General features: G+C 71.5%; 9 protein-coding genes. 5 read left to right on the top strand and 4 right to left on the bottom strand.

What is annotated here, in order from left to right; genetic code table 11:
- Nucleotides 1–94 precede the first annotated feature (94 nt).
- On the top strand, nt 95–3,007 hold the full coding sequence (locus ABZW60_RS03015) for a glycosyltransferase family 2 protein (RefSeq protein ID WP_355473428.1): 2,913 nt from the start codon (nt 95–97) through the stop codon (nt 3,005–3,007).
- Entirely contained in the window at nt 3,004–4,485 is a 1,482-nt protein-coding gene (locus ABZW60_RS03010) for a DUF5719 family protein (protein ID WP_355473426.1), read from the top strand. Before ABZW60_RS03015 ends, ABZW60_RS03010 begins: the two co-directional genes overlap by 4 nt.
- A 1-nt stretch (nt 4,486) precedes the next feature.
- Here ABZW60_RS03010 and ABZW60_RS03005 read toward each other — a convergent pair whose 3' ends face one another.
- Nucleotides 4,487–4,876, bottom strand: a complete 390-nt coding sequence (locus ABZW60_RS03005) for a DUF3499 domain-containing protein (protein WP_355473424.1) — start codon at nt 4,874–4,876, stop codon at nt 4,487–4,489.
- 31 nt (nt 4,877–4,907) lie between these two features.
- On the opposite strand from ABZW60_RS03005, the gene ABZW60_RS03000 reads away from it, so the two are divergent.
- The 3 genes from ABZW60_RS03000 to ABZW60_RS02990 all read left to right on the top strand — a co-directional run bounded on the left by ABZW60_RS03000 (nt 4,908) and on the right by ABZW60_RS02990 (nt 7,303).
- Nucleotides 4,908–5,354, top strand: coding sequence for a metallopeptidase family protein (locus ABZW60_RS03000; RefSeq protein ID WP_355473422.1), 447 nt, complete (start codon nt 4,908–4,910; stop codon nt 5,352–5,354).
- Between the two features lie 127 nt (nt 5,355–5,481).
- Nucleotides 5,482–6,558, top strand: coding sequence for a Gfo/Idh/MocA family oxidoreductase (locus ABZW60_RS02995; RefSeq protein WP_355473420.1), 1,077 nt, complete (start codon nt 5,482–5,484; stop codon nt 6,556–6,558).
- Complete coding sequence (locus ABZW60_RS02990) at nt 6,551–7,303, top strand: ThuA domain-containing protein (RefSeq protein ID WP_355473418.1); 753 nt, start codon at nt 6,551–6,553, stop codon at nt 7,301–7,303. Before ABZW60_RS02995 ends, ABZW60_RS02990 begins: the two co-directional genes overlap by 8 nt.
- Before the next feature lie 6 nt (nt 7,304–7,309).
- Here the strand turns inward: ABZW60_RS02990 and ABZW60_RS02985 are convergent, their stop codons facing one another.
- Genes ABZW60_RS02985 through ABZW60_RS02975 form a run of 3 tightly spaced genes read right to left on the bottom strand, consistent with a single transcriptional unit; the run spans nt 7,310 to nt 11,912 of the window.
- Nucleotides 7,310–7,957 (bottom strand): ATP-binding cassette domain-containing protein, encoded by a 648-nt coding sequence (locus tag ABZW60_RS02985; protein WP_355473417.1) that lies wholly within the window; start codon nt 7,955–7,957, stop codon nt 7,310–7,312.
- Complete coding sequence (locus ABZW60_RS02980; RefSeq protein ID WP_355473415.1) at nt 7,954–8,805, bottom strand: ATP-binding cassette domain-containing protein; 852 nt, start codon at nt 8,803–8,805, stop codon at nt 7,954–7,956. Before ABZW60_RS02980 ends, ABZW60_RS02985 begins: the two co-directional genes overlap by 4 nt.
- On the bottom strand, nt 8,802–11,912 hold the full coding sequence (locus ABZW60_RS02975; protein ID WP_355473413.1) for an FtsX-like permease family protein: 3,111 nt from the start codon (nt 11,910–11,912) through the stop codon (nt 8,802–8,804). Before ABZW60_RS02975 ends, ABZW60_RS02980 begins: the two co-directional genes overlap by 4 nt.
- Nucleotides 11,913–11,948 lie beyond the last annotated feature (36 nt).

The following is an 11,948-nucleotide window of genomic DNA, read 5'->3' as shown; positions in this document are numbered from 1 at the left end:
TTTTCCAGCGCTCCTGGAGCGGCTGTATGGTGATTCCTCGCCGGGACTGCGGTCGCGGTGACCGTCCGCAAGCATCGAGGTGTCACAGCTCCGCATGGAACAAGAAGCCCCGGCCGGCTGGGAGTTCTTCGACTCCGTCGACTTCCCGACCGATCACATCGACGACCCGATGGGTCGTCCGCGGGTCCGGCATGTCGTCACCGCGGTGGTGGTCGGGCATGAAGGCGCGGCCTGGCTGCCGTGGCTGTCCGAGGCGTTGTGGGCGCTCAACCCACGCCCGGACCGGCTGATCGCGGTCGACACCGGATCCACCGACGACACCGCCGAACTGCTCGCCGCGATGCCCGGCGTCGAGCCGGTGGTGAGCGTGTCCGCGCGCACCGGTTTCGGGACGGCGGTCGCCCGCGGTCTCGAGACGCACGGTTTCGCGCCGATCCCGAGCGCCGTCGGTCCGTACGGCGACGACGGCCACATGCCGGTGGTGGAGTGGCTCTGGCTGCTGCACGACGACTGTGCGCCGGCGCCGAAGGCCTTGGAGAAATTGTTGCTCCAGGCCACTATGTCGCCGGCCACCGGCGTCTGGGGCCCGAAGCTGCGGCTCTGGCCGCGGGACCGTGAGCTGCTCGAGGTCGGTGTCACCACGTCGCTCGGCGGCCGCCGCGACACCGGCGTCGAGAACGGCGAGCTGGACCAGGGACAGCACGACCAGCTGCGCAACGTGCTCGCGGTCAGCTCGGCCGGCATGCTGGTCCGTCGCGACGTCTGGGACGCGCTGCACGGTTTCGACCCGCGGCTGCCGATGTTCCGCGACGACATCGACTTCGGCTGGCGGGCCAGCCGGGCGGGGTACCAGGTCGGCGTCGCGCCGGACGCGGTCGTCTACCACGCGCAGGCCGCGGCGACCGGTGAGCGGGCGCTGGCCGGCACCCGGCGGCACGCGTACCAGCTCGACCGTGCGCACGCGTACTACACCGTGCTCGCGAACGCTCCCGGCAAGCTGCTGCCGCTGCTGATCCTGCGGTTCCTGTTCGGCGCCGTGATGCGGTCGATCTGGTTCCTGCTCGGCAAGACGCCGTCCGGCGCCGTCGACGAGTGGACCGCGCTGCTCGGCACACTGCTGGCCGGTGGCTGGACCCAGGCCCGCAAGAACCGCCGGAATCTCGACCAGGTTCCGTACGACGACATCAAGGGGTTGTTCTCCCGGTCGGTGCACGCCCTGCGGCACAACCTGGAGGAAACGACCAGCACGATCTCGGAGCGGATCCGCGAGGCCTGGGCGGACGAGCCGGAGGAGCAGGTCGTCACGACCGCGCGCCGCGCGAAGTCGACCGCGCGCGTGGCGGTCGACCAGCCGAGGTGGCGGCGGCAGCTGATCCGGCGGCCGTTCCTGGTCGCGTGGGTCGTGCTGGCCATCGGCGCGCTGATCTCGGCCCGCACACTGATCGGCAGCGGAGTGCTGCGCTCGCACCTGCTGCTGCCGGCGCACGAGTCTCTTGCGGCGTTGTGGCATGCGGCGGCCTCGGCGCCGCCGGGCGTGACGCCGCCCGCCTGGCTGGCACAGTTCTGGGCCTTCTCGACAGTCATGTTCGGTCCGACCGGTGCGACGAACGTCCTGCTGCTCGGCGCGGTCCCGCTGGCCGGGCTCGCCGCGTGGGCGCTGCTGCGGTCCTTCGTCGTCGACCGGGTGGCGCGGGCCTGGGGCGCGTCGGCGTACGGGCTGGCGGTTTTCACCACCGGTGCGATCTCGCAGGGGCGGCTCGGGACCTGTGTGGCGGCGATCGTGCTGCCGCTGCTCGGCGCGGCCGTGCACACCGTCGCCCGCCGCAGGCGCGTTTACGTCCAGGGCAGTTGGCGGGCCGCGTGGTTCGCCGGGATCTGCCTCGCCGTGCTGCTGGCGTTCACTCCGGCGCTCGGTCTGCTGGTCGCTGTCTGCCTGGTCCTCGGCGCGGTGCTGGGGCTCGGCTGGCGGCGACAGGGCCGGCAGTTGGTGTTCTCGGTCGTCCTGGGCCTGGTGCTCGTACTGCCGTGGACGATCGACCTCGTCCGGCACCCGTCGAAGCTGGGCCAGGAGGCGGGCGGTCCGCCGACCGCGGCGGTCGGTCCGGGCGACAGCCTGCCGCATCTGCTGACCGGTACGCCGATCGGTGCGCCGACGCCGTGGTGGTTCGCCGTGCCGCTGATCGTGGTGGCGCTGGTGAGCCTGCTGCGTCAGTCGCGGCAGCGGTACGAGTTGCTCGGCTGGTTTGCCGCACTGGCCGGTCTGGCCGGGACGCTGGTCGCCAGCCGGCTCGGCGGCGGCAGCGGTCCGTTGATGTTCCTGATGACCGCGGGCTGGATCATCACCGTCACGGTCGCGTGGGACTCGCTCGGCAAGTCCACCGAGATCATCGTCCAGGGCGTGCTGGGTGTCGTGCTGCTGACGACCGTCGTGACGGCCGGCTTCTGGCTGGTGCGTGGCACCGACGGCCCGTTGTGGCGCGGCCCCGCGCAGGACCTCCCGGCGTACCTGGTCGCCGCGCAGGACCCACCCGAGAACCAGTCGATCCTGGTGGTGCGGAAGGCGCCCGAGGGCCAGATGCGGTTCTCGCTGGTCAAGGACGGCGGGCCGCGGATGGGATCGCTCGAGGCGGCGCCGACACCGGCGCAGACCAAGCCGCTCACCGACGTCCTGGCGACGCTCGGCGGCGGCGGTAGCGGCGAGGAAGGCCGGCAGTTGGCCGCGCTCGCGATCGACTACGTGTACCTGCCCGGTCCGGTGGATCCGACGCTGCAGTCGACGCTCGACTCACTGCCCGGCCTGACCAGGGCCAGTGCGAACGACGGCGACGCGTCCTGGTTGGTGGACCGGTCGAAGGTCGAGGGCAAGACACCGTTGGCCGACGAGACCCACACGATCTGGCGGATCCTCGGCATCATCGGCTGGATCCTCGCACTGATCTTCTGCCTGCCGACCGTGCGCCGCACCGTCGCCGTACCGCAGGGCACCCACGCGAGGAGGGTCCGGTGAGCCGGTTGCTGTCCGACCCGCGACTGCGGATCGGAGCCGTTGTCGTTGCCATGGCCGCACTGGCCGGGCTCGGAGTCGTCACCCACCCGAAGCAGGCGGACACCCGGGCGGAGGCCGCGGTCACCGAGCCGGCCCGCACGGTGGTGAACCGGACGGCGCTGGCGTGTCCGGCGCTGTCTCCCGGCGGCAAGATGGCCAGCCTGGTGAACGGCGTGGCGCCGACGCTGCCCGCCGGCACGCCGACCGCGTCCGGGGCCGCCGAGCCGCTGTCGATCGCTCCGCTGCCCGCGACGTCCGACCCGGTCGGATCGCTGCTGAAGCGCGGAACCATCGGGTCGAGCCCGGTGGTGGTCAAGCCGCAGACCCTGTCCATCCAGGGCACCGGAGCGCTGGCCGCGGGGACGGTCGGCACGAGTACGACGACCGCGCAGGAAGGCGTGAACCGCGGCATGGCCAGCGTGCCGTGCCAGGTGCCCGGCTCGGACTTCTGGTTCGTCGGCGCGTCCGGGGCGAGCGACCGCCGGGACGTGCTGGTGCTGACCAACCTGGACACCATCAACGCGGAAGTGAACGTCAGCGTGTACGCGCGGACCGGTGCCCAGGACCTGCCCGCGGCGCGCGGCATCGTGGTCCCGGCGCGCGGTTCGGCCGAGCTGTACCTCAAGCAGGTCGCGCCGAACCTGCGCGATATCGCTCTGCACGTGGAATCGACGGGTGGCCGGGTCGCGGCCGCTGTCCGGTCCAACGCGTCGAACGGCAACGAGCCGGCCGGTGTGGACTGGCTGAACACCTCGGCAGCGCCCGCGACCAAGGTGTTCGTACCCGCGGTGGCGCCCGGCAGCGGTCTGCGGATCCTGTCCGTGGCGAACCCCACGGACCTGCAGGCGACCGCGAGCCTCACGGTGAACGGGCCGAACGGACCGTTCAAGCCGGCCGGTCTGGAGACCGTGCAGATCGCGGCCGGGTCGGTGAAGACCTTCATGCTCGACCCGGTGCTGCACGGCGACGCCAGCGGTGTCACGCTGACCTCGGACCAGCCGGTGACCGCGTCGCTGCGGATGACCGACGCGAGCCGGACGGAGTTCGCGTCGATCGGGTCGGCCGAGGCGCTGACCGGCCCGGCGTACCTGGTCATCCCGGCGCACAAGCAGCCGGCGGTGCTGCAGGTGACGGCGCCGGGCAAGAACGGCAGCGTGAAGTTCGAGCTGCGGGACGCGGTCGACCGGGTGCTGAGCACGCGGGCGCTCGACGTCGTCGGCGGCGCGACGTCGCAGATCTCGTTCCCGGCGCAGCCGCGGCCGACGTACCTGATGGTTCAGCAGACGCGCGGGAGCGTCGTCGCGGGCGTCACGCTGATGCCGGCCGCGAAACCGGCCGACGACGACGTGCCGCAGGTGGCCGTGTGGCCGTTGAGCACGTCGCTGGTGTTCCGGGCCCAGCTGGGCGCGCAGCCCGACGTGAGCGCCGCGCTGCGGTAGGTCAGCCCTCGTTCGTGTTCGTGGTGGCGCCGGGGTCCTGGAGCATCCGCAGGTGGCCTCGGCGGGCCACCTCGACCGGGGCTCCCGGCGTACCGGTTCCGGGCTCGCGGCGCGGCAGCGGGCGCGCTGCCTCGCGGACCGCGTTCGCCAGCGCTTCCAGGTCGTCCGAGGACGGACCGGCGGCCGCGGGGTCCGGAGCGAGCCGGATGACCTCCCAGCCGTTCGGCGCGGTGAGGCGGTCGGCGTGGTCGGCGCACAGGTCGTAGCAGTGCGGCTCGGCGTACGTCGCGAGCGGACCGAGGACGCAGGTGGAGTCGGCGTACACGTAGGTGAGCGTCGAGACGGCCGGCTTCTGACATCCGGCACGCGAACAGATCCTGGCGATGCTCACGGACAGACGTTACCCCCACTAGGCTGAGCGCGTGACCGAGGCTCGCCGTCATCGCAGGCACATCGACCGCCACGGCCGCGGCATGCTCGGCCCGATCAGCCGGCCGAGCACGTTCGCGCCCCGGGGCCTGCCGCTGCAGCGGTCCGCCGCGGCGCAGTTCGACGAGGTGGTCGCGATCGAGGTGACGCGGCTGGAGAAGCGGCTGCCGCAGGTGGTCGCGCGGGTCGAGTTCGCGATCGAGGACGTGCCGAACCTGGACCTGGACGCCACCGAGATCCCGCTGACCCACGCCACCGGCGGTACGTCGCACGAGCCGTACCGGATCGTCGTGTTCCGGCGCCCGATCGAGCTCCGCGCCGAACGCTCCGGCGCCGGCCTGGCCTGGCTGGTCCGCTCCGCGCTGGTGCTCGAGCTCGCCGACGTCCTGGCGCTGTCTCCCGAGCAGATCGACCCGGATTTCGATTCCGACGACGACTGAGCTGTAGCGCCGGCCGCACGGCCCGTTACCGGTCTGTTAAAACAAGTCGGTTGACGGGTGTTGAAACCTGTTCCGTAGTGTGGGAAGCGGTTGTGTCCTTCGTTGTCATCGGGAGAGGATCGTCTTTGTGAACGATCAAAAACTGCGGGTCGGTGTCGTAGGACTGGGCTTTGCCGGGCGGACGGCGCTGGAGGCGTTCTCCGAGCTGCCGGATGTCGAGGTGATCGCGCTGGCGGGTCTGGAGAAGGACATCCTGACCAGCCTGGGCGAGAAGCACGGCGTACCGCATCTGTACGAGAAGTGGGAGGACCTGCTCGAGACCCCGGGCCTGGAGGCGGTCAGCATCGGTACGCCGACGCAGCTGCACGCCCCGATCGCCCTCAAGGCCCTGCAGAAGGGTCTGCACGTGCTGTCCGAGAAGCCGCTGGCCCGGACGGTGGCCGAGGGCACCGCGATGGTCGAGGCCTCCAAGCAGGCCGGCCGGGTGCTGAAGGTCGTCTTCAACCACCGTGAGCGCGGTGACGTCGCGGCGCTCAAGCACCAGATCGACGAGGGCCAGCTCGGCCGGATCTACTACGCGAAGGCGCACTGGATGCGCCGCAACGGCATCCCGGGCATGGGCGGCTGGTTCACGAACCGGGAGCTGTCCGGCGGCGGTCCGCTGATCGACCTCGGCGTGCACATCCTCGACATGGCGCTGCACCTGATGGGCGAGCCGCAGGTGACCACGGTCTCGGCGAACACCTTCGCCGAGCTCGGCCCGCGCGGCAAGGGCAGCCGGGACCCGAACGCGAACACGCTCGGCTCGGCGTTCGAGGTGGAGGACCTGGCGACGGCGTACCTGCGGCTGCAGGGCGGCGGCGCGCTGCAGCTGGAGACCAGCTGGGCGACGTACCGGGCGCCGGGTGACAACTTCGGCATCGAGCTGTTCGGCACCGACGGCGGCGCCAAGATCGAGGTGCAGAACTACACCAACGACGACACCCTGCGGATCTTCACCGACGTGGGCGGCGTACCGGCCGAGGTGAAGCCGGCGACCGGCGCCGGGCTCGGGCACCGCGCGGTCGTGGCGGAGTTCGTCCGGATCGTCAAGAGCGGTGAGTGGGAAGGCCAGAACGGGTCCGAGGCGCTGCTGCGGACCGAGATCATCGACGCCTGCTACGCCTCGGCGAAGGCAGGACGAGAGGTTGTGCTCCATGACTGATCCGATTCGCGTCACGGTGTGGGGCGAGAACGTGCACGAGGGCCGCGACGAGACCGTGCGCAAGGTCTACCCGGACACCATGCACGAGACGATCGCCGCCGCGCTGCGGGACAAGCTCGGCGGTGACAATCCAGAGGTGGTCGTCCGTACGGCGTGGCTGCAGCAGGACGAGCACGGTCTGACCGAGGAGGTGCTCGCCGACACCGACGTACTCACCTGGTGGGGTCACGCGGCGCACGGCGACGTCGACGACGCGGTCGTGGACCGGGTCCAGCAGCACGTGCTGTCCGGCATGGGCCTGATCGCGCTGCACTCGGCGCACTTCAGCAAGATCTTCATCAAGCTGATGGGCACCACCTGCTCGCTCGACTGGCGCGCCGAGAACGACCGGGAGCTGATCTGGACGGTCGCGGCCGGCCACCCGATCGCGCAGGGCATCCCGCACCCGCTGGTGATCGAGCGCGAGGAGATGTACGGCGAGCTGTTCGACATCCCGCAGCCGGACGAGCTGGTCTTCGTCAGCTCGTTCTCCGGCGGCGAGGTGTTCCGCTCGGGCTGCTGCTACCGCCGCGGCCAGGGCCGGGTCTTCTACTTCCGCCCCGGCGACCAGGAGTACCCGACGTACCACCAGCCCGAGGTCCAGCAGATCATCGCCAACGCCGCGAAGTGGGCCGCCCCGACCAGCCCCCGCCAACTCCCGACGGTCCACCACCGCAAGGACGTCGGCTGGTTCGACAAGGCCTGAGAGCGGTCAGAGTCTCCGCTGCCAGGTGAGGCGGCCTTCGTCCATGGTGGCGTGGCCGTCGGCGTCGGCCGCGACGTTGGGGTCATGCGTGGCGATGATCACCGCGGCGCCGCGGCCGGCTTCGCGGCGGAGGAGGTCGAGGACTCGCTCACGGTTCGCGCCGTCGAGTTCGCTGGTGGACTCGTCGGCGAGGATGACCCGGCCCTGCTGGGCGAGTCCACGGGCGACGGCGACACGCTGCTGCTCGCCGCCGGACAGTTCCTCGACCAGATGGTCGCCGCTGTCCTGCAGCCCGACGTCGGCCAGTGCCTGCTCGACGTGACGGTCGACCGCTTCCGGCTCGGTGCGCTTGGCGAGCAGCGGCATCGACAGGTTCTCCCGCGCGGTCAGGACCCGGGCCAGCCCGTTGCCCTGCGGGATCAGTACGATGCCGTGCGCCGCGGCCGCGGGCCGGTCGCCGATCGTCAGGCCGTCCACCTCGACCTGGCCGGACTTCGCCGGGACCGCGCCGGCGATCGCCCACAGCAGCGAGCTCTTGCCGGCCCCGGACGGCCCGCTCACCGCGAGGACGAACCCGGGCGGCACGTGCAGGGACACGTCCGCGACGGCGACGAGGCCGTCGTACGCGACGGTGAGGTTGGTGACCGTGATCACGACTGACCTTCTTGCTGTCCATGGTGCTGTACGCGGCTCAGGCGAACGTCGCCGTCCTCGGTGGTGGTGACGCGGAGCAGGGTTCCGGGGGCCAGCAGCTCGGCGACGTGCGGCGGCAGCGGCAGCGATCCGTCGGTGGCGACGACCGCGAACTCCTCGCCGCTGCGCCCTTCGGACGCGATCCGGCCGTCGCGGATGGTCACGGTCCGGGGGAGCAGCGCGGCGACGTCGGGGTCGTGAGTGACCAGCAGGACCGTCATACCGGTGCTCTCGTTCACGGTCGAGATCGCGGCGAGCACCTCGTCCCGGGCCCGGTGGTCGAGCTGGCTCGTGGGCTCGTCGGCCAGCAGCAGACCGGGGAAGGTGGCGATCCCTACCGCCACCGCACAGAGCTGGATCTGCCCGGGCGTCAACGCTGCCAGGGGAGTACGGGCGTGGTCGGCCAGACCGACCAGGCCGAGCACCTCCTCCGGGGCCGGCAGGGATTGGTCGCGCGACGCGGCGCGCTGTGCGTAGCGCACGTTGTCGACGGGTGACAGGTACGGGATGAGATTGCGGCCGGCCCCCTGCAGCACGATGCCGACGTCATGCGCGCGCATCTTGTCGAGCTCGGGCTCGGTCATCGTGGTCAGGTTGTGCTCGCCGATCTGCAGCCGCCCGGCGCTCGGCGTCAGCAGACCTCCGCACAGCTGCAGCAGGGTGGACTTGCCGGCGCCGGACGGGCCGAGCAGTCCGACCAGCTCGCCGGGACGCACGGTGATCCCGATCCCCGACAGGGCGGCGACGTCATGGCCTTGGCTGCGGTAGATGTGCACCAGGCCGCTCGTGCTGATCGCCAGTCCGCTCATGACAGCTCCTCCCGGATCCGGCCGTACCCCGCGCGCCGGTTCACACCGGTGCCCAGCACCAGCGTGGTCGCCGTCAGTACGACGGTTCCGGCCAGCCACAGGATCACCGCCCCGGTCCAGTTGATCGCCAGGTCGAGCGGGATCGGCGAGGGGTCGGCGGTCTCCGCGAAGAGCGGGAACATCGGCAGCGCGACGTGGGCGCCGACGATGCCGCAGGCCGACCCGAGCAAGGCCGCCAGTGCGACCGGACCGGTCTGTTCCCAGCGCGCCGCCCCTCCGGTCGTGGACGCCGGTACGCCGTTGATGCGCAGGCTGGCGTAGTCCTGGGCCCGGGATCGCCAGGAGCTGACTCCCATCAGCAGCAGCACGATGACCGCGAGAGCCCAGCTGGCGAGTCCAACGACCGGGGTGAGCTGGAGCGCGAGGGCGCTCGCGGACCGCCCGTACCCCTCGATCCGGTCGGAGCGCCGATCGACGAGGGTCGGGGTCAGCCCCGCCGCGGTCAGCCCGTCGACGACCTTGCCGAGGTTCGCGAGCCCGTCGGCGTTCAGCCAGAGCTCGAGATCGGTCGAGGTGTCGTCGACGTTCCCGCCGAGCCGGCGGACGGTCTCCAGGTCCATCACGGCGGCGCGTTCGGTGTGCCGCGGCATCGGTGTCCGCAGGCTGTCCACCTTGGTGACGGGGATCGACAGCCCGTCGAGGCCGGGCACGGTCTGGACCTCGCTGACGGAGAAGTCCTGACTCACCAGCGCCGGGACGGGCGTGGGGATCGCGGCATGCTGGAGGGTCAGGTCGCTCCCGAGACTGGTCACCTCGAGCGTCAGTCCGTTCGGCCGGCTCTTGGCCGCGATGTGGCTCTGGTCGTCGTCGCCTGCCTGCGGGCCGCTCGTCCAGTCCCGGGCGCTGCCCAGCGGGATCGACGGCTGGGTGTCGGTCGCCAGTTGGCTGATCGCGATCTCGCCCTTGGCGCCCACCGGGTCACCCACCTCACGGGCGACTCCGAGCCGGATCAGTTGGCAGGACGGCCGGCAGTCCATCGGCGTACTCAGCTGGACCGGGCCGCTGCGGCCCAGCGGGATCGGCGCGAAACGGACCAGGTAGCGCGCCCCTCTGCGCTGGTTGACCACCGTCGCCTGCAGGATCACGGACCTCGCCCGGCCTTCGGGAGCGAGCTCCTCGCCGTCACTGGTGGGCGGCGCGTACGACGCCGTCGTCCCGACGTCGGCGGTCACCTTCAGCTGGTCGCCGACGACCTTGATCGGCTGCGGCTCCGCCGGCGCCCGGAGGTTGCCGAACCCCTCGGTCTCGGCGAGCAGGTCGCCGCGGAAGGCGATCCGCCGATAGCTGTCCGGCTCGATCAGCACGGCGCGCAGACTCTCGGCGGCGGGCGCCTGGGTGAGCACGACCGGCGTCAGCCATCGCCGGTCGGGATCGACCTTGTCGATCGCCGCGGTGAAGTCGATGAGGTTGATGGTGTCGATCGCGAGGACCGCCTCGGCGCCGGTCTCGTAGCCGGCTCTGGTGTCCCGGTTCCGACCGGCGACCGAAGCCGCCTGGCCGGCGAACGACACCAGGCCCGTCGCGACCGCGACCACGGCGACGAGCCGTGTCACGGCTGGACGCCGGGCCACCTGCAGAGCGCCGAGCGCGAGACCGAGACGCCCGTTGCGCAGCGCCCGACGGCTCACCAGGCCGGCGGCCGGGAGCAGCAGATGGGCGAAGGCCAGGCCGGCGGCCAGCGCGAGCAGCGTCGGGGTCAGGATCGGCAACGGACCCCGTCCGCCGCTGGTCAGTCCGGTCACCAGTCCGGCCGATGCGACGACGATGACGATCAGATCGATCAGACCGATGGTCCGGTGGCTGCCGCGCGGCGCGATCCGCCGGAGCAAGCTGGAGATCGGCCGGCGTACGACCGTACGAACCGACAGCGCGACGACTGCCAGCCCTGCCAGAGCTGCGAGACCGACCGCGGCCGGAACCGTCCACGGCACTTCGAGGGGCGGTACTCCGGCCAACCAGGCCGCTCGTACGGCGAGGAGCATCGCGAAACCGGCGGCCGCGCCGAGCACCGTACCGAGCAGCACGGGCACGCTCAGCTCGACGGCCAGCGCCCGGCCGACCGACCCTGCCCCCGACCCGCGGAGTCGCGAGACGGCCAGCTCGGGGCGGCGCTGGTCGACCACCGTGGCCAGCGCGAGCGCCAGGACGACCACGCCGAACAGGGCCACCTGCACCATCACCAGCGGGATGATCGTCGTGGCCTGGCGCCGCTCCGCCTGGATGCCGTCGATGACGTCGATCAGCCCTGAGCTGTTCTGCGCGTCGATGCCGCGTTCGGCGATCTGTGCTTCGAGCTGATCGGTCACCTGACGGATCCGAGCCAGGTCGTCGACTCGCACGCTTCCCGGCTGCGGGCGGGTGTCCAGCGTCGAGTAGGTGCCCCAAGGCCCCGTGGAGAGGGTGTCCCGCTCGGTGAGCAGGAAGTCGCCGAGCGGGGGCTGCGAGTCGCTGGCCTGCCGCGAGTTCCCGATCGGTCTCCGGCCGAACCAGTAGACGGCTTCGGCGTCCGCCTGGTAGATCCCGACCACGCGGAGTGGGCTGCGCGTGGGGTTGCTGGCGGTCTGGGCCTTGATCGTCGCCCCGACCGCCAGGCCGAAGTTCTTCGCGTCGGCTGCCGACGCGGCGACCTCACCGGGGCTGCGGGGACACCGGCCGGCGGTCAGTTCGAGTTGGGCGCAGTAACCGTCCCGCCAGACCACCCGGCCCTGGACGGTCGGTCGGTCGTCGCCGAGGCCCCAGACGACCGCGGCGGCCCGCCCGTACACCGGTGGGGTGAACAGTTGCTTCAGGTCGGCCGGAATGAGCTCGGCAAGTTCCTCCGGCGGAGTTGGTTCGGACGATCCGCCGACGGTCGTCTTCGGGACCGTCTTGACCTGCCAGGCGGCCGAGTTCCACTGTCGCGCCAGGGTCTCGGTCGTGACGGTCTGCTCGACCGCGCGTGCGAACCAGGGCGCGAACGCCGCGCAGGTGCCGATCAACAGGCTGACCCCGGCCAGGACCATCGCCTGGGACCACCGGTAGCGCAGAGCCTGCCGCAGGAACGTCATTGGCCACCCCCCAGCCGCCAGGCCACGCCGCTCGGT

The sequence above is a fragment of the Kribbella sp. NPDC003557 genome (assembly GCF_040610805.1).
Classification (GTDB): domain Bacteria; phylum Actinomycetota; class Actinomycetes; order Propionibacteriales; family Kribbellaceae; genus Kribbella.
The sequence above is the reverse complement of the archived record's forward strand: the minus strand, read 5'-3'. Positions and strand labels throughout refer to the sequence as shown.

Bases quoted from the DNA above. Each gene is read 5' to 3' on its own strand.
- ABZW60_RS03015 (WP_355473428.1), top strand. From the start codon at position 95: ATGGAACAAGAAGCCCCGGCCGGCTGGGAGTTCTTCGACTCCGTCGAC.
- ABZW60_RS02980 (WP_355473415.1), bottom strand. From the start codon at position 8,805: ATGAGCGGACTGGCGATCAGCACGAGCGGCCTGGTGCACATCTACCGC.
- ABZW60_RS02975 (WP_355473413.1), bottom strand. From the start codon at position 11,912: ATGACGTTCCTGCGGCAGGCTCTGCGCTACCGGTGGTCCCAGGCGATG.
- ABZW60_RS02990 (WP_355473418.1), top strand. From the start codon at position 6,551: ATGACTGATCCGATTCGCGTCACGGTGTGGGGCGAGAACGTGCACGAG.